The sequence below is a fragment of the Mesorhizobium sp. LSHC412B00 genome, assembly GCF_000503035.1.
Lineage (GTDB): Bacteria > Pseudomonadota > Alphaproteobacteria > Rhizobiales > Rhizobiaceae > Mesorhizobium.
On the sequence record NZ_AYWB01000028.1, the window covers coordinates 13,504 to 30,900 of the forward strand.

Below are 17,397 nucleotides of genomic sequence, written 5' to 3' on the forward strand. Positions count from 1 at the left end.
AGTCAACGGTGATGGCCGCGAGCATCCTGGAAGCAGCGTTGCACAGGAGATCCCAGATACAGAGCGCTGGCTGCGACCTTCGATGACGACACAGCGTCTCCGGCAGAGCTAAAACAGGATACTGACGCCAAGGGGCCGAGGCGGCGTTTTAGTTTGGCGAGGAAATCGGAGGCGTTTTTAGTCACGGATCTCCCCTGAATGTGCCGGCGTCGGTGTTTGCCGGCATGACCGCCCTCGGCTTTTTGTCGTACATCATTGGTATCCACAACGTCACCTACGAGCGAGCGGACGGGCTCGTTAAGCAGGTTGGATTCCTTTGGGCCGCAAATTGGACACTCGACTTTATGGTGTTCTTACCGCTGTTTTTCTTCTTCGTTATAGAATTGCTGGTCTTCTGGAAAAGTGAGGGGCGCAGAAAGCTCGCAGCGCAGGGCGATCAGGTGGAAAGCGACGACGCTTGGTTGCGCAACGTTGAGGCCTCCTCGTACACATATTGGTCGGTTTTTTTGATTTGCTTGCTGTTCACGGGTTTTTTTCAATGAATCGGCGTGTCCTTGATCCCGTTGATGAAGGGCGGTGGCAACTATGCCATGGATTGGGAAAAAATAGCTCTTGTGAGTCCTGAGGTCATATCTGTCCAGAAACAGTCTTTTTACGGGGCTCGCTTGCCTATACATGTGCCTGGTGTTTTATCTTTTCTTCGCAGGTCTCATTTTGCTCTATACGGTTGTTCATGATCTTTGGAGAATTGGAGACGGATTGAAGAAGCTGCCGCATGTTGATCATCAGCAAGAGCTCAATGAAGCCGGCCTCACAGTTATGCGTGGGGTTTTTCGGTGTACTATTTTGGGGGTTCTGGTCGCCATATGGATGAAGGTACAAAGCTCTTATCTCGCATCCAGTGGTGAGAATATTGTGACGTGGTTGGTCGGCGATATGTCTTCGCTGTTCCAAGGTCGCAATGATGTGAGCACCGGGTTCGCTATCGTATGCCGACGCATTACAGCAGCCTTCTTATCGTTATTTCGACCTATTTTGTATTTCTGTATGGCTCCATCCGATTAGGTGTCGGAGGTCGATTTCATGCGCCTTTGTGAAAGATGTCGGCGGTCGTGGCGTTACTTGTTGTCAGCTACTTGTTGATTGACGCGTTTGGCCTTTCGACCCTTCTGGTCGCACTATACGGCCTGTTCGATCCAGGACCAGGCCGCTGGCGAGCGAGCGAGCGAGTTAGGAAACAATCAGAGTGTTTCATAGTTGGCTCGATCGTTGGGACTCACGCCGGGCCCTTCGCGGAGAGGAAGGGAAGAAACCAACGGATTTCGTCCTTGACGCCGATACGCTTCTCTCTGGCGCAAAATTCGGGGACACTTACTCATTGGCCGTGAACGGCCTGGAACTGGACCCGTGAAGCCTTTCGGCTTGACATCCGGACGGGAACAGACGGCGCAACCCAGTCCATGCATCGGTATCTTGCCTGTCATCAAGCAGTCGACCAATCATGCCGTTCTCGGTCTTAACGACCGGCATCTCGATTGCCGCGTGTTGATCGAAATCGAGGGACGCGGTGCTGCCTGGCAGGAGATCTCCGTCTCGACGTCGATACCCGGCATGGCCTGAATGCCGTTTTGTAGAATGGTCTCATCCTCTTGAGCCCTTGCCCGCCGCAAGCGGGATATTGGTGCAGCCGTCCTGAACGGCGACCGCATGTGAGGTTGATCGTGCTCGGAGACGGCCGGTCATGCAATCGGGCTCAGACCGTGGATGCCGAAACAGTCCTGGAGTTCTGCTCATGCGTTGCTGAATTTAACCCTTGACCCCAAAAAGCCCATGTGAGGCCAGGTACCAGCGCACGCACAGCAGGATCACTGATTGATCGAACTGACGGCCTTTGAGCATCGCAACCTCCCGCATATCGGACGCTTACACCAGACCATACTGCCGCAAGCTGCTCAGCGCGTTCCAGATGCTGTTCCTGACCAGGCCGGTTCTCTCGGTAAAGTGCTTGGCCGAAATATATCCTCCATGCACGCAGAGCTCCCTCAGGAGAGGTATATTCGAATCTGTCCCTAAGTTACCGACGTACCTTGCATTGACCCCCTACTGTCGGGTTTGTCGACTCCGCGACACGGTGATGTCTGGCTGGCGTGCCGCCGCGCTTTCAGTGAAGCCATTGAATAATATGCAGAACAGTTTTCCTGGGTCGCTTCCTGTGCAGTTGGCACGACTCTTGATGTTCGTTGTACGGCGGCAAAAGCCGCTAAATGGCACACTGGTTAATCTTATTTGATCTCTAGGAAAGAAGACAGCAATGAAGGTCGATATGTCAGAACTCGGCATAGTGAGGATACCGTGACCCAGATCAAAAGCGCGATCATCGTCAATCCCTATTTCGACGCCCGCTGGCCTTTCTCGGCGAATTACTGGCGCGACCTTTGGCGCGAGGCAGGCCCTGTGGAATTTGTGCGTCGCGACGGCACCGAACTCACAACATCCTTCCAGGGCGTCCAGTCGGCCGACACCCGTCGTCTCGCGCTGCTCGGCGCTGAAATTGACTTGCAGGGCCTGGCAGCCTTCCCCCAACTCGAAGAGATTGGTCTCGGAGCGGTCGAGCTAAGCAAGGAGGTCGTCGAAGAAGCGCAGAGGCGGTCTATCAGAATCTACGCGCCCACTTCTGAAGGCTATTGGGGCCAGTCAGTGTCTGAGTTCGGCTTGGCACTTACACTCGGGGCTCTGCGTCGCATTCCGCAAACTCACCATCAGATCCTGACCGACCTGTCCCCGTGGGACTATGAGCCGGCCGCCAGCGGTCCCTGGCACGGCAAAAGAGGGACGCAATTCGGCGACGATGCAAATTTCACGAACGGCACAATTGCCGGGAAGCGCGTTCGTGTCGTCGGCGTCGGCAACATTGGAAGCCGCTTCGCTTCGTTCTGCCATATGCTCGGCGCGGATGTGGCAGCCTGGGATCCCTTCGCTCAAGACCCTTGCTTCCATAGGGCTGGGGCTCGTCGTGAGTGGCATCTGTCTCAATTGGTGCAAGACGCTGAGATTTTTGTACCGATGCTTCCGCTGACGGATTCCACCAAGGGTCTCGTTACCGCTCCATTGATCGAAACTTTGCCAAAGGGTTGCTTGGTCGTACTCGTGACGAGGGCGACAATCTGTGACGTTCCAACGATCCGCCGACGCGTTCTTGCCAACGAGTTGGCGTTGGCGGCCGATGTGTTCGACATCGAGCCGTTGCCCCTCAACGATCCACTGCTGGGGCGTGACAACGTTGTCCATACTCCTCACAACGCTGGCCGCACAATCCATGCCAATGAGGAGTTTGTTCACAGCATCATCAGGCAGTTCCGCCCAGTTGACGTTTGAGGGGTTACGACGATGGCATCGAAAAAGCTCAATATCGCGATCGTAGGGCTCGGCTTTGGAAGCGAGTTCGTCGACATCTATCGGCAGCACTCGGACGTAGGTAACATTACGCTGTGCGACCGGCGGCAATCGCGTCTCAGGGACCAGAAAGCAAGTTTCGGTATCACTCGCCTTGCGAACAATCTCGACGAGGTGCTGAGTGATCCGGAAATAGACGCGGTTCATCTCTCGACTGGCATCCCGGACCACGCCCGTCAGACGATTCAAGTTCTTGGAGCAGGGAAACACTGCGCCTGCGCGGTTCCGATGGCGACCTCCATCAGCGAGATCCAGGCTATCATCGCGGCTGTCCACAAGTCCGGTAAGAAGTATATGATGATGGAGACCCAAATCTATTCGCGGGAATTTCTCCATGTGAATGAACTCGCTCGACAAGGTGTTTTTGGACGAGTTCAGTTCCTACGCGGGGCCCACTATCAAGATATGGAGAACCGGCGGCCCTATTGGGCCGGTTTGCCGCCCATGTGGTATGCGACCCACGCCGTCGCGCCTTTGCTTGCTCTCACGCAAAAACGTGCGGTGAAAGTGCACTGTTTTGGCAGTGGCCATCTACGGGAGGAGCTGCATAAGTCTTACGAGAATCCGTTCCCAATAGAAACTGCCATCTTCTCCCTGGAAGGCGATGAACCGCTGGCTATGGAAGTCTCAAGGGCACTTTTTCATTCGGCGCGGGCCTATACGGAAGCATTCACGGTTTACGGAGAGGACGCAACTTTCGAGTGGCAACAGATCGAAGAAGAGGCGCCAGTGCTCTTCCGCTTGTCAAAACTAGGGGAATTTCCTGGCGCCAGACGGTCCGAGGCCGCGCGCATAAGTTTGCCCAGCTTCTCGCACTTACTGCCTGCCGAATTGATCCAGTTTGCTGATGGTTATAACGGGGGAGCCTACCCACACCTCGTTCACGAGTTCGTTCGGAGTATTGTCGAGAATCGGCGACCGTCAATTGATGAAGTAGCTGCGGCGAATTGGACCGCACCTGGCATTTGCGCACATGACTCGGCAATTCAGGGCGGCGCCGCTGTATATATTCCGCAGTTTTGATCACCTCCTTAGACTAGCGGGCTGTTGAAAAGGTCTCGCAACAGCCCCGGATTCGTGATTCACTCTGGCAACCAAGAGGTGGGAGTTTATCGTGCGCGGTGGAGACGCGCGGTCGGGGGAGCTGTTCAGCTATGTGGACCTTGAAGCGCGGGGGCGACGCGATCATCCGCTGAGTGCGCCGGCGAACTGTCGGTCGATCGGCCACTGGCGGATCCCCGAGGCCGATCTTTGGGACCGCGGCTACCCGCTACCGTCCGTCATCGGCGCCGACAACCACGGCGAGATCGCCTTTGACGCCATGCAAGCCGGCCTCGATCTCAGCTATGGCCTAATATGGTGTTCTTCACATGGGCCGGCTTCGACGACATGGACAAGGTCACTGGCGATGCCTCCGCTGGATTGCTCGACGACGGCTCGATCGAAGTCACCTTCGCCTATCACAACGGCGACGAAGCCATCCTCAGAGCCAAACAGATGGGGTGATCTGGGTCTCGCCCGAGCCAAATTGAGGGCGGCTGCTGCTGTCGAGATGTGAGAACGTAGTCGATGTAGATCGCCACAAACATCAGGAGGAGCAGCCATGAAGTATTTTGCCGGGCTTGACGTGTCTTTGGAAGAGACCGCGATCTGTGTTGTCGACGAGAGCGGCCGGATCGTGAAGGAAGGGTCGGGCGGCGAGTGAGCCGAGGGCGCTTTATGAGACCTTGCGGAAAATCGATCTGCCGCTGGAGCGCATCGGGCTCGAAGCCTGCTTGCTGACGCCTGGCTTTGTGACGGCGTTCGCGCCGAAGGATTGCCGGCGATCTGCATCGAGACCCGGCAGGCCAACGCGGCGATGAAAACGATGCCGAACAAAACGGATCGCAACGACGGCCGCGCCTTGGTGCGCATTTCGCTGATTGTGAGCAGCCATTTCACGCGATGGTGAGCGCTCATTTCACTTGATCGTGAGCATGTTTNTCACGCGATCATGAGCGGCCGCTTCGACCGTCCCTGTTCATTGATTCAGGTGTTTGCAGCTGCGTCAAGAGCGTGGACGCGAGCGTTGTGTTTTCGCATGCTTTCTCCGGTGAGTTGAAGGCGGTGAGCGTTGTGAACGAGGAGATCCAGAATCGCGTCGCCGAGGGAAGCGCATGGTCGGACGCGTTACCGCCTCGCAGATTGCCTCCGCATCGGCTGCGTCGGCCTTATTGCGCTTCAGATAGGCTTTAACATAAGCCGGCGGCATAATCCTCACTGTATGACCGAACCCAGTGGTGCGCGCTAGCACAGGCCTCCATGCCGACGAGGCAGGGTTCAAGGCCCCCGAAGAAGTCCAGCATCTGCGATCGCCGCAGCGCGCGCCGGACAACAACGCGATCATCTTCTGTAATGCCGTGGGCCTCGAGGACCGACTTGGCCAAGTCCAGACCGATTGTGGTAATCTTTTCCATGGAACGGTTCCTTCTGTTTCGTGGCGATAGGCATCATCACGGTGGCACCTTCGATGCCGCTTCGAAGGGCCGTTCCACACCATCACTATCGGAGGATATCTCTCCGACATATCGAACCTCGCCGGTACGCCCGCTCTCGGCGAGAGCAATAGCATGCCGATCCTTCGCAACATCCAATCCTACGAAAACTTCGCTATATTCTTCCATGGTGGTCCTCCTGGCGTGAGATAGGCTCGATGAGCAACCCTCGTTTCAACACTGCCAGTGTAGAGCGAACCACCTCACAGCCGGCAACCAGAAAGGACATAAGGTCTTACCACCAAAGGCATGCGCCATCCCGTGGAGGTGTTGGCTGTGGCAGCGCCAGATTGGCTGCGAGCGCAGGCAGCGCCTCGTTGGTCGAGCGCTACCAACGGCCAACATTAGCCACCCGCTTGCCCGCAAGGAAACGGCGCGTCGGCACCACGCTCGCGAGATGGGAGAGGATGGGCACCGTATCCCTGGGGCGATCTTGCCCCGGATGCACCTACACTTGCGCGCGATATCGATACCCTCCGGCGAAGGCCGCCTTGCGAGAGGACGGCACGGTAGCGAGGCTGCGCTCTTAAGGTCGCCCTTACGAGCGAAGTTAGCAGCACAGCATGAGCCATGTGACGTTATTGACCGGGCCTGAGCGTCGTCGTCGTTGGCGTGAAGAGGATCAGTGCCGGATACTGGCCGCGGCATTCGCGCCCGGGGCCACAGTGGCGGCGGTAGCGCGTCAGTACGATGTCGCGACCAGCCTGATCTATAAGTGGCGCCGCACGGTGAGAGCCCGCGAGACGGGCTTTGCCGAAGTTGTCGTGGCTCCCGATGAGCCTGTCGCCGTTTCGCGGCCGGCGGCATCCCCAGCGGTGATCGAGCTGGAGGTCGCCGGCAAGGTGCGGCTGCGGATTCCGCTGACCACGCCGCCAACACTGGCGGCAGCGATGGTGAAGGCGCTGGGCGTTTCATGATCCCGGTTCCGAGCCAGGTGCGGATCTGGTTGGCGGTCGGCCGGACCGATATGCGTCGCGGGATGCAAGGCCTCGCTCTGCAGGTTCAGGAGACGCTGGGCCGGGACCCGCATGCCGGCGATATTTATGTCTTCCGCGGCCGCAGCGGCAATCTGATCAAGATTATCTGGCATGATGGGCTCGGCATGTCGCTGTATGCAAAACGGCTCGAGAAGGGCCGGTTTCTATGGCCGTCGCCGGCGGACGGCACGGTTTCCATATCACCGGCGCAGCTCGCCTACATGCTCGACGGGATCGATTGGCGCAACCCGCTTCACACGTTCCGCCCGCAGCGCGCGGGCTGAGTTTTTCTTTGAGTTTGCGCCATTTTCCGCGAGTCAGCGGACGCGTTTTATGATTCACTCCAGGGCATGGTTGCCACCGCCCAGGATGCTGTTCCGGACGATATTGGCGCGCTGAGAGCAGCGCTGACCGCGGCGCTGGCCAGAGCCGAAGACGAGGCCGCGCGCGCTGCGCTGGTCGAGGCCGAACTGGCGGTCGCCAGGGCCAAGGCATCGGATGATGCGGCGCTGATCGCGCATCAGCATCTGACGATCCGGAAGCTGCAGCGGGCGCTGCATGGTCAGAGTTCTGAACGCTCAGCCCGCCTGCACGACCAGATGGAACTCACCTTCGAGGAACTCGAGAGCACCGCGACGGAAGACGAGATCGCCGCCGAACAGGCCGCGGCCCGGACCACCGAGGTGGCGCCTTACATGCGCAAGCGACCGGCGCGCCAGCCATTTCCCGAGCATCTGCCGCGCGAACGCGTGGTCGAGCCGGCGCCGGCCGCTTGCCATTGCTGCGGCGGTCATCGGCTGCGCAAGCTGGGTGAGGATATCACCGAGACGCTGGAGGTGGTGCCGCGGCAATGGAAGGTGATCCAGCACGTGCGGGAGAAGTTCACCTGCCGCGACTGCGAGACGATCAGCCAGGCTCCGGCGCCCTTCCACGCCACCCCGCGCGGCTGGGCCGGTCCCGGCCTGCTGGCGATGATCCTGTTCGAGAAGTTCGGCCAGCATCAGCCGCTTAACCGCCAGGCCGAACGCTATGCCCGCGAAGGCGTGCCGCTCAGCCTGTCGACGCTTGCCGACCAGGTCGGCGCCGGCGCCGCGGCGCTGATGCCGCTGTTCAAGCAGCTCGAAGCCCATGTGCTGGCCGCTTCGCGTCTGCACGGCGACGACACGACGGTGCCGGTCCTGGCCAAGGGCAAGACCGATACCGGCCGATTATGGACCTATGTGCGCGATGACCGACCGTTCGGCGGCGCCGATCCGCCGGCGGCAGTGTTCTACTATTCCCGCGATCGCCGAGGCGAACATCCCGCGACGCATCTCGCCGGCTGGAGCGGCATTCTGCAGGCCGATGCCTTTGGTGGTTATGTCAAGCGAAGTGGGGATTTGACCCCCTGGGCGAACTGAAGATTTGACCCCCTCATTGTTTTGCGGTTTCGTTGGTGCCGAGCGTCGTTCCGGCCTTCTGCAATAGGCCGGAACGACGCTTTTCGCGAAGCCGGTAGCTGTCGCCACGGATGGTTATCACTGTCGAATGATGAAGCAGGCGATCAAGGATCGCCGTTGCCACCACGGGATCGCCAAACACGCTGCCCCATTCGCCCACCGAGCGGTTGGAGGTGATCAGGATCGCTCCCCGCTCATAACGCCGCGACACCAGCTGGAAGAACAGATGTGCGGCATTGGCTTCGAACGGGAGATAGCCGAGCTCGTCGATGATCAGCAGTTTCGGCCGCGACAGGGTCGTCAGCTGCTTTTCGAGTGAACCGTCGTCATGGGCCTTGGCCAGCATCGCCACGAGCGTGGCCGCCGTGACGAACTGGACGCTATGGTTCTGCCGGATCGCCTCGCGCCCGAGAGCCACCGCCAGATGTGTCTTGCCCGTACCCGGAGGTCCAAGGAACAGGACCGTGTCGCCATGAGCAATCCAGCGGCAGGTCGCCAGCTCCCGGACTTGGCGCTGATCCAGCGACGGCTGCGCGTCGAAGTCGAAGCCATCGAGTTCGCGCACAAACGGGAACTGCGCGATCTTGCCTGCCATGGAGATGCGCCGCTCGTCGCGCCGCGCGATCTCGCGCGTCACCAGGAAGGCCAAAGCCTCGCGCAAGGTCATTTGCGAACGCGCCGCTTCGTCCAGCAGCGTATCGAGCTGATCCCGGATCGCGGTCAGCTTCAGCCGGTCGAGCTGAGCCACCAGCATCTCGTGATCGACCGTCGTCATCACCAGCTGCCTCCCACCAGTGCCTCATATTCGGCCAGCGGCCGCAACAGAGCGGAAGGCGCAACGATCTCCGCCGGCGCCGATCGCACCGGCGCAGCAGCGCCGACCACGCCGGCAAGATGCGCCCGCTCGACAATCCGTTGGCGACGCCCGCGGCACAAGGCATGATCCGCCACCACCTCGCCCGCATGACGCACGATAACGCGGCCGCCCAGCACCACGACTTGGACGCTCTCCCCGATCAGCCGCCAGGGAACCGAGTAATTGTTCGTGTCCAGGTCGATTGCGCAGTCCGCCTGGACCTTGCGCACGAGATCGCGCAGCTGCCCAAACGGTGCCCGTCCGCCCAGAGGGCGAAGCGCCATGGCTTCTTCGGCAAAGCGCTCCGCAGGAGCCACGCCGGTCGTGCCATGCACACGCTGATCAGCAATCTCGCGTGTCCACCGGTCCAGATGCGCCTCGAACGCCGCCCAGTTCTCGAACCGGCGGCCGGCAATCGCATTGCGCTTGACATAGCCGACCCCGCGTTCGTCCTTCCCCTTCGTACGCGCCCGGTAGGGCGCACAAGCCCGTGGCGTAAATCCCCAATAGCGGGCAAAGGCGTGCAGCCGCACATTGAACCGCACCTCCCGCGTTGCCGCATCGTGATGTTCGACCAGCGCCTTCGGATTGTCGAACAGCACTTCCGTTGGAACCCCGCCGAAGCGAAGGAAGGCTCCTTCCATCCCCTCGAACCAGTCCGCCTGGCGCTCCCGAAGCGAGGGACGGATATGCAGCCGACGCGAGTAACCCAGCGTTGCCACAAACAGGTGCACCCGAACACGCTCGCCGCCGATCCACGCCCGCGTGTCGCCAAAGTCGATCTGCATCTGATGTCCCGGCGCCGTCTCAAACCGAACCGTCGCGCGCTTCTGGACCCTCAACTCCCGACGCCAACCCTGCACCCGAAGCTCCACCGACCGAAGCCCTATGACGATCCCATGTTCGCTCTCCAGTTCCTGGCGCACCACATCGGCGTTGCCGCCATGGCGGAAGAAGCGCTCTCGCAGCCAATCGTCTAGCCCGTCAAACGCGCTCCGCCGCACAGGCTTGCGAAACGGAACAGTCCCGCCTTCGCGCAGATACCGACGCACCGTGTTGCGCGCGCACCCGAACTCCTTCGCCAGCCGCTTCGCTCCCCAGCCAAGCTCATACAGCCGCACCATCGCTGCCACCTCTTCAGGCTGAAGCATCTCCTCTCCCTGCATCGTTCTCGACAATGCAGGAATCGCCGAAATCCCAATCGTCATCCATGCCTCCTCTCATAACCGAGGGGGTCAGTTCGTCATTTCGTCAGGGGGTCAGTTTCTCAATTCGCCCGACAGGTTATGGCGATCTCTATGCGACGGGTCGTCAGCCGGCGCCTGTTCTGGAGGCCAGCTGCTGGGCCCACAGCCGGCGCAAAGTATTTGAGCTGGCCGATGTCGAAGCGGCGGCGCGCAAGAAGGCGCACGGCGAGAAGCCCAACCTCGTCTATCCGCTGGCGGTCGAAGCCGTGAAGCGCATCGATGCCCTGTTCGATATCGAGCGCGCGATCAACGGCCTGTCGCCGGCCCAACGCCACGCCGTGCGCCAAGAGCGGAGCGCGCCGCTGGTCACCGAGTTCGAGCGCTGGATGATCAAGACGCGCGACAAGCTCTCGCGCGGACACGATCTGACCAAGGCCTTCAACTACATGCTGCGCCGCTGGTCATCCTTCACCCGGTTCCTCGACGATGGGCGGATTTGCCTATCCAACAATGCAGCCGAGCGAGCCCTGCGCGGCATCGCCATCTCGGGGTCATTCTGCCCATGTTGGGCAGGAGGTCGAGGTCCATTACCGTTGGCACCCGTATTTCGGACATCGGCTTCGCTGCGAGAACAGCGAAGAGCGCGCCAACGGCCGGATCATTCATCTCGTAGTCGCGCCCGGGCATGTCATTACCGCTCCGGCCTGGATGATCGATCCCGTGGCTTGCGCGGCGATGGACCTGGGCTCCCCGCGCGTATCGCTTGCCGCGCTGCTTGAGCTTCACAAGCTCTTGATCGAACGCCGTTTCCGGCGAGGCTGTCCGGATGGTTTCACCATCGCGGAGGCGCAACATGAGAACCCTGCCACCACCGACACGATCTCTCGTGGTCGTTCGCCAACTCAGCTTGCCGCTCGACTCGCAGAAGCTGAACGGGCTGAGTTCAGCGCAACGGACCATAGTGATCGCCCGGCTCGCCAACGTATTGATGGCCGCCGCCGGCGTGGCAACGGAGGAGGAGAGCTGCGATGACGAGCGGTAATCTGATTCCGACTGCCGTCCTCAAGCGCAAGGCTGTCGTCTATGTGCGTCAGTCCACTCAGGCGCAGGTCCAGCTCAACCTTGAGAGCCAACGTCGGCAATATGAGCTTGTCGACGTCGCGCGGCGCTGGGGATTCCGCAAAGTAGAGGTGATCGACGAGGATCTGGGACGAACCGCAAGCTGGGCTGTGGAGCGTCCCGGTTTCGAGCGCCTGGTCGACGATCTGTGCACCGGCCATGTGGGCGCCGTGCTTTGCCTGGAGGCGTCCCGCCTGTCGCGCAACGGGCCGGACTGGCATCGGCTGCTCGAGTTGTGCGGCGAAGTTGATGCACGCGTGATCGATCTGGACGGAGTCTACGATCCGGGATTGCCGAACGACCGCCTGCTGCTCGGTATGAAGGGCAGCATCAGCGAGTTCGAGCTCGGCGTGCTGCGTGCCCGCATGTACGAGGCCGCCCGCGCCAAGGCACAGCGCGGGGAACTGCGCATCTCCGTGCCTTTCGGCTATGTCTGGCACCGCGATTACGGTCTCGGGTTCGATCCCGACATGCGCCTGCAGGAGACCATTCGCCTGATATTCGCGCGCTTCCGCGAACTCGGCAGTGCGCGCCAGGTCCTGATCTCGATGATCGACGATGACGTGCATTTCCCCAGACCCTCCGACGGCAAGAAGATGGTGTCCTTCGACTGGGTTCCGATCCGCTACCGCAACGTGATCTCGATCCTGAAGAACCCATTCTACGCCGGCGCCTATGTCTATGGTAAGAGCGAGAAGCGCACTGAGATCGTCGATGGCCGCGTTCGCAAGAGCTATGGCCATTACAAGCCGGCTAGCGAGTGGGCGGTGGTGCTCAACGACCATCACGAAGGCTACATCGGATGGAGCGAGTACGAACGGAACCAGGAACTGCTCGCGGCCAACGCTTATGGCAAAGCCGGCGGCGTCAAGTCGGGCCGCGGCGGTCGCGCACTGCTCCCCGGTCTCATCTCCTGTGGTCGATGCGGGCGAAGACTGGTTGTCATGTATGCCGGACGCGGCCAAGGTTATCCGGTATATCGCTGCGAGCGCGGCAACCTCATGATGGCCCAGGCGCGATGCATGTCGTTCAACGGCTTTCGCACCGACGCGGCGGTGACCCGCGAAGCGCTGGAGGCGGTTGCGCCGATGGCGATCGAAGCGGCGTTGGAGGCTGAACGGATGCAGCTGGAGAGCGAAGCCAAGCGGCGGCAGATGATCGAGATGGACCTGCAGCAGGCGCGCTATGAGGCAGCGCTCGCCGAGCGCCGCTATGCCGCTTGCGACCCGGAGAACCGGCTTATTGCGGCCCAGCTCGAGAGGAGTTGGGAAGCCATGCTCAGGCGCGTGGAGACCTGCGAGGCCCGGCTGAGCGAAGTCCAGCGTGTGGAGCCTGTCGACGCGGTTCCGGACTTCACGGGCCTCGCCCAGAATCTCGAGGCCACCTGGAACGCGCCAAGTGTCGACATGCGCTGTCGTCAGCAACTGCTGCGCACGCTCATCAAGGACATCGTGGCGGATGTCGATGACGATGCGCGCGACGTGATCTTGACCATCCACTGGCACGGAGGCCAGCACTCGCAGGTACGGGTTCGCAAGCCCAAATCCGGAGAGCATGGCCAGCGTACGCCTGAGGAGGCTCTGGCGATCATGCGATCCATGGCAACCCGATGGTCGGATGCCGAAATCGCTGCCACACTCAACCGCATGGGCATGCAGACCGGTCAGGGAAAGACCTGGACCGCGCGTCGCGTCCAATCGCTGCGCACGGTGCACAAGATCAGCGGCTATCGCTCTTCCGACAAGAATGGCGAGTGGCTCACCATGTCGGACGCGGCCGCCCGGCTTGGAGTCTCGCACGTCAAAATCCGCCGGTTCATCAGGGATGGCCTCTTGCCTGCCGAGCAGGTCATGCGCGGCGCACCCTACCAGATCCGCGCCAGCGACCTCGAAGACGAACGGATCAAGGCCGATTTGGCGCGCAATACTCCGCATCGCATCCACGACGACAACCAGGAATCGCTGTTTTCCGCCATTTGAAAAGGAGGTGCATAATGAATCGGTCTTCGCTCTCGGCAGAAAGTCCTGGCTGTTCTGCGGTTCCGATCGCGGCGGACAGCGCGCGGCCGTTCTCTACAGCCTGATCGTCAGCGCCAAGATGAACGATGTCGACCCGCAGGCCTGGCTCGCCGACGTCCTCGCCCGACTGCCCGCCTATCCGGCCCATCGGATCGATGATTTGCNGGACCCAACCAGCGGCGGCCTGATCATGCAGCGCAATAAGGTGCATCACGTCTACACCGTCGATCGTGTCGCCAGGGACCTCGGCGTCAGCGAAGCGCTCATCCAGGACCTGACCCTCGGTCTCGAGCCCGAGGACGGCGTCATCTGGGTCTACGGCGCCAACGATGACGACGGGATCTTGGCCTTCACCGATGAAGGCATCGAGGAGGTCAAACTCCTCCTCGAAGAATATCATCGCGTCTCCCCAAAGAAAGCTTGACCCCAGCACTCCGGTGCTCAGGTTCTCCTGGCTGCCGGATGCGCACGTCTGCGGTCTTCACCGGATGCGTACGCGATATCGGCGGGTCGAGACGGTGCGCCTGATGTGGGTGCTACAGTTTAGGCTGTCCGACGGCGAGATACATTGGCGCAGGGCGGCGGATGGGCATTCCCCCGGCCGTGGCTCCGATCGCGTCGATTGCGCAGGGGCACGTGCAAATCGGCGCAGCATGACGCTTCGCAGGCGACGCAACCTGAAGGGCCTGCAGCTAAGTCGCAAGTTCCGGGAGCGAGTGGTGATCTCTCGGCCGCGCCCGCCACCACGCAAGATAGAGAACGATGAGCCAAAGCAAGGGCACAAGCATTAGTAAGGACGACACCGCGGCGATCGTGGGATCGATCTGGTTGCGTATGTTCTCATACATTTTGAGCGGGAGGGTACGGATCGAATACCCGCTAATCAACGATGTTATGACGAATTCGTCGAAGGAGTGGAGGAACGCGAACACGGCACCTCCAACTATGCCCGGCCGAATCAGCGGCAGTGTCACCCTCATGAAGGTCTGCAGGGGTCCCGCACGCATGCTTTTGGCTGCTTTCGCAAGCGTTCGGTCGAAATTCGCCAACGTTGCTGATACAATCACGACGACAATGCCAATGGCGCCAATGCTGTGGGCTAGGACGATCCCAGTTTTCGAGCCTATCAGTCCGAGATTGACCAGCCCGAGATAGGTCGCGATGCCGACGACGATGACGGGGATGGTGACCGGAGTCAGAATCGTCATTGTCAGGAAGCCGCGTAGCTGAGGATGGGTGCGGTTGAGGCCATAGGCCGCGAGCGTTCCGACGATAGTCGACAGAATAGCCACCGCTACGCCGATCTGGATGCTGGTCCAAGCGGCGCCATTCCAGGACGGATCGCCGAAGAAGGTGCGGTACCATTGGAGCGAAAGGCCCGAGGGCGGGAATTCCAGAAAAGTCCCGGCACTAAACGACATGACAATGACGATGAGACCAGGAGCATGAAGGTAGACCATGACGAGCAATACGAACACCGTGCCGACGATGTTCGACATACGGCTGTCATCTCCTGCCTGGTAGAGCTGGGTCGTCCAAAGCTTCGCCCGATAGGGACTGGTAGACTCATCAAAATAGCGTTTCAGCATGCCAAATATGGGTAGCCGCACAACCCAAGACTTCCGCGCTGGTGTCACCGCGCGTCCTTGGGTACCCGCGAGGTCGAGCCCTAGCACGGAAAGCACGGCGACGGCGATGGCAAGGAGGATGAAGGCTGAGGTAGCGATTCGTGAGATGTTGAAGGAGCTTGCGACTTGCCCCGCGATAAAGTTAGACAGCATGGCATCACGCAACCCGCCGAGGGCAGCTGGCGTTACGTAGAACCCCAGACAGAACACGAAGACCAGCAGTGAGCCACCGCGCACGCCTGGCAAGCTGAGCGGGAAGAACACCCGCCAAAAAGCTGTGAGCGGCCGCGCGCCCATACTGCGCGCCGCCGCCATCAGCGACCTGTCGATGCCCATCATGGCGCTAACCAGAGGCAGGATCATCACCGGCAGCATGATGTGTACCATGCCGATATAGACGGCCATGGTGTTGTAGATGAGCTGCAGTGGGCTGTGGATCACCCCGAGGTGGAGCAACAGATTGTTGATCACGCCGCGATCGCCGAGAATGACAATCCATGCATATGTACGAGCCAACCCACTGGTGAGATAGGGGATGATGACGAGCACAATGAGGATCATGCGCACGCTCTTCGAGGCGGTCACGATCAGATAGGCCGTGGGGTAGCCGACGATGAGGCAGATGACGGTGGCCACGACGCTCACTTCGATGGTCTGGAAGAGTACGCGGACGTTCGCGGGCTGGCCGAAAAACTCATAATAATTGGTTGCCGAAAAGGCTGGCGCATTGATGCTGGTCAAGAACAGAAGGATGATCGGTATTCCGAAGACAACCAGCAAAACGGCGAGAGCAGGCCCAGTGAGCAAGATGGGCATTCGGCCCAATTTTTGAAAAGTCTTCATCAGGTCTACCTCTTGGTGCCTCACGCCGCGACGAAGCGAATGTCGGACCGCAGCCAGTCGAGGCACACCCCGTCGCCGGGTCGGAAGATTGGCTGCCCTGCGGCGACATGTTCACGCACGATGAAAACGCTGCTCCCTACGCGCACATGGTATTTCCGCAAGGGGCCGGCATAAATCATATCGTCGACGGTGCCAGTGACGGACTGGCGTTGGTCTGCATCGCTGCGCTTCCGCGCATCAGGAGCGACAATGCAAATACGTTCGGGCCGGATCATAGCCACAGTGCCGGAGGGCTGCGCTGCATCGGATTCAATCTTGAAGTTGGGATTTTCGAGGATATTCGCCTCGCCAATAAATTTTGCCACGAAGGATGTTGCCGGCCGGTCATAGAGGGCCTCCGGGCTGTCGGTCTGCTCGATTCGCCCAGCGCGCATAACTACGATGCGGTCGGATAGAGTGAGCGCCTCCTCCTGATCGTGCGTAACACAGACCGTAGTGATGCCGAACTCTTTGTGCAGGCTGTTCATCTCGATCTGCATCTGCTCGCGGAGGTTACGATCGAGGGCGCCGAGCGGTTCGTCGAGCAAGAGGAAGGGCGGATCTGCGATTAGCGCGCGGGCAAGCGCCACGCGCTGCTGCTGGCCGCCGCTCAATTGCGACGGCATGCGGCCGCCAAGATCATTAAGGTGCACACGCTCCAGCATGCGGCGGGCCCGTGTTGTCCGCTCAGCAGCGTTTATGCCGCGCATTTCGAGCGGGAACTCCAGGTTCCGTGTCACCGTAAGATGCGGAAACAGCGCATAGCTTTGGAACACAATGCCTTGGTCGCGCCGATAGGAGGGCACTGCGGCGACGGAGCGCCCAGCGATAAAGATATCACCCGCAGTCGGGGCCTCAAAGCCGGCGAGCAGCATCAGGGTTGTAGTTTTGCCCGAACCGCTCGGACCGAGAATGGTCAGGAACTCTCCACGACTAACTTTCAATGACAAATCTCTGACCGCAGTGATCTTCCCGTAAGTCTTAGTGACGCTTCGGAATTCAATCTGCGGCAGAACGGGACTTTTCTCCAACGCGTCAACCTCTGAAAGCGGGACGGGCGGGGTTCCATGCATGTTCACTGTTGCTCCTCCAGCACGATCCGACCGCTGACGGACCCCTGCTATTTAACCGTAGCTGCTGCCGCCAACTCGATGTAGAACACAGCGGTAGCCCCCCCGCATCCAGCCAGTGTTTCGGCGCCATTACGCGCAATCCCAAGTTTCCTAAAAAAAAGGGGTGGGGTAGACTTTGATTGTTTCATCTTGTGTCGGCAAAGCCGAGCGACGTGTGACCGTCGCCCGGCC

General features: G+C 60.2%; 13 protein-coding genes and 8 pseudogenes. 14 read left to right on the forward strand and 7 right to left on the reverse strand.

The features are described 5' to 3' along the window. Window positions 1-28: 28 nt before the first annotated feature. From X757_RS01000000165405 to X757_RS1000000168720, 7 genes and pseudogenes are all read left to right on the forward strand, one after another. Window positions 29-1,257: pseudogene (locus X757_RS01000000165405) on the forward strand (RcgA family putative transporter); the annotation flags it as partial. After that, window positions 1,247-1,372: pseudogene (locus X757_RS1000000169865) on the forward strand (dienelactone hydrolase-related enzyme); the annotation flags it as partial. The pseudogenes X757_RS01000000165405 and X757_RS1000000169865, both read left to right, overlap by 11 nt. Window positions 1,373-1,473: 101 nt before the next feature. Next, window positions 1,474-1,620: a hypothetical protein gene (locus tag X757_RS1000000168310; RefSeq protein WP_023727950.1), complete on the forward strand. Its 147-nt coding sequence runs from the start codon at window positions 1,474-1,476 to the stop codon at window positions 1,618-1,620. Between the two features lie 732 nt (window positions 1,621-2,352). Then, on the forward strand, window positions 2,353-3,375 hold the full coding sequence (locus X757_RS136695; RefSeq protein ID WP_023727951.1) for a D-isomer specific 2-hydroxyacid dehydrogenase family protein: 1,023 nt from the start codon (window positions 2,353-2,355) through the stop codon (window positions 3,373-3,375). A gap of 12 nt (window positions 3,376-3,387) precedes the next feature. Continuing rightward, on the forward strand, window positions 3,388-4,476 hold the full coding sequence (locus X757_RS136690; RefSeq protein ID WP_023727952.1) for a Gfo/Idh/MocA family protein: 1,089 nt from the start codon (window positions 3,388-3,390) through the stop codon (window positions 4,474-4,476). A 333-nt stretch (window positions 4,477-4,809) separates the two neighbouring features. Then, a complete protein-coding gene (locus X757_RS1000000169225) occupies window positions 4,810-4,959 on the forward strand; it encodes a hypothetical protein (protein ID WP_023727953.1) in 150 nt (49 codons plus the stop codon). Window positions 4,960-5,056: 97 nt separating this feature from the next. Continuing rightward, a pseudogene (locus tag X757_RS1000000168720) lies at window positions 5,057-5,368 on the forward strand (IS110 family transposase); the annotation flags it as partial. A gap of 113 nt (window positions 5,369-5,481) precedes the next feature. Here X757_RS1000000168720 and X757_RS1000000168320 read toward each other — a convergent pair. The 3 genes and pseudogenes from X757_RS1000000168320 to X757_RS1000000168325 form a co-directional block, all read right to left on the reverse strand. Next, window positions 5,482-5,604 (reverse strand): annotated as a pseudogene (locus X757_RS1000000168320) (ATP-binding protein); the annotation flags it as partial. Continuing rightward, a pseudogene (locus X757_RS136685) lies at window positions 5,603-5,909 on the reverse strand (IS110 family transposase); the annotation flags it as partial. The pseudogenes X757_RS136685 and X757_RS1000000168320, both read right to left, overlap by 2 nt. 36 nt (window positions 5,910-5,945) lie before the next feature. Beyond that, the gene (locus X757_RS1000000168325) at window positions 5,946-6,116 is read right to left on the reverse strand and encodes a hypothetical protein (protein WP_198024437.1); all 171 of its coding nucleotides are present in this window, start codon (window positions 6,114-6,116) and stop codon (window positions 5,946-5,948) included. Between the two features lie 434 nt (window positions 6,117-6,550). Here X757_RS1000000168325 and X757_RS0135215 point away from each other — a divergent pair, with 434 nt between their 5' ends. From X757_RS0135215 to X757_RS136675, 3 genes and pseudogenes are all read left to right on the forward strand, one after another. Continuing rightward, complete coding sequence (locus X757_RS0135215; protein ID WP_031239744.1) at window positions 6,551-6,904, forward strand: transposase; 354 nt, start codon at window positions 6,551-6,553, stop codon at window positions 6,902-6,904. Then, window positions 6,901-7,248 carry an IS66 family insertion sequence element accessory protein TnpB gene (gene tnpB / locus X757_RS136680; protein WP_023680052.1) on the forward strand — a complete coding sequence of 116 codons (348 nt, stop codon included), beginning with the start codon at window positions 6,901-6,903 and terminating at the stop codon, window positions 7,246-7,248. Before X757_RS0135215 ends, tnpB begins: the two co-directional genes overlap by 4 nt. A 66-nt stretch (window positions 7,249-7,314) precedes the next feature. Then, window positions 7,315-8,325: pseudogene (locus X757_RS136675) on the forward strand (IS66 family transposase); the annotation flags it as partial. A gap of 52 nt (window positions 8,326-8,377) precedes the next feature. Here X757_RS136675 and istB read toward each other — a convergent pair. Further along, the gene (gene istB, locus X757_RS136670; protein WP_023727958.1) at window positions 8,378-9,178 is read right to left on the reverse strand and encodes an IS21-like element helper ATPase IstB; all 801 of its coding nucleotides are present in this window, start codon (window positions 9,176-9,178) and stop codon (window positions 8,378-8,380) included. Further along, a complete protein-coding gene (gene istA, locus X757_RS136665; RefSeq protein WP_031251700.1) occupies window positions 9,178-10,467 on the reverse strand; it encodes an IS21 family transposase in 1,290 nt (429 codons plus the stop codon). The genes istB and istA overlap by 1 nt, the downstream gene beginning before the upstream one ends. 74 nt (window positions 10,468-10,541) lie before the next feature. Here istA and X757_RS1000000167355 point away from each other — a divergent pair. From X757_RS1000000167355 to X757_RS1000000168335, 4 genes and pseudogenes are all read left to right on the forward strand, one after another. Beyond that, window positions 10,542-11,027: pseudogene (locus tag X757_RS1000000167355) on the forward strand (transposase); the annotation flags it as partial. Between the two features lie 272 nt (window positions 11,028-11,299). Then, on the forward strand, window positions 11,300-11,488 hold the full coding sequence (locus tag X757_RS1000000168330) for a hypothetical protein (RefSeq protein ID WP_128178386.1): 189 nt from the start codon (window positions 11,300-11,302) through the stop codon (window positions 11,486-11,488). Beyond that, the gene (locus X757_RS136650; protein ID WP_023727962.1) at window positions 11,475-13,544 is read left to right on the forward strand and encodes a recombinase family protein; all 2,070 of its coding nucleotides are present in this window, start codon (window positions 11,475-11,477) and stop codon (window positions 13,542-13,544) included. The genes X757_RS1000000168330 and X757_RS136650 overlap by 14 nt, the downstream gene beginning before the upstream one ends. 28 nt (window positions 13,545-13,572) lie before the next feature. Next, a pseudogene (locus X757_RS1000000168335) lies at window positions 13,573-13,746 on the forward strand (transposase domain-containing protein); the annotation flags it as partial. Between the two features lie 529 nt (window positions 13,747-14,275). Here X757_RS1000000168335 and X757_RS136645 read toward each other — a convergent pair. Further along, window positions 14,276-16,054: an ABC transporter permease subunit gene (locus X757_RS136645; protein ID WP_031251701.1), complete on the reverse strand. Its 1,779-nt coding sequence runs from the start codon at window positions 16,052-16,054 to the stop codon at window positions 14,276-14,278. A 20-nt stretch (window positions 16,055-16,074) separates the two neighbouring features. Further along, entirely contained in the window at window positions 16,075-17,166 is a 1,092-nt protein-coding gene (locus X757_RS136640) for an ABC transporter ATP-binding protein (RefSeq protein ID WP_023727965.1), read from the reverse strand. Window positions 17,167-17,397: the final 231 nt, after the last annotated feature.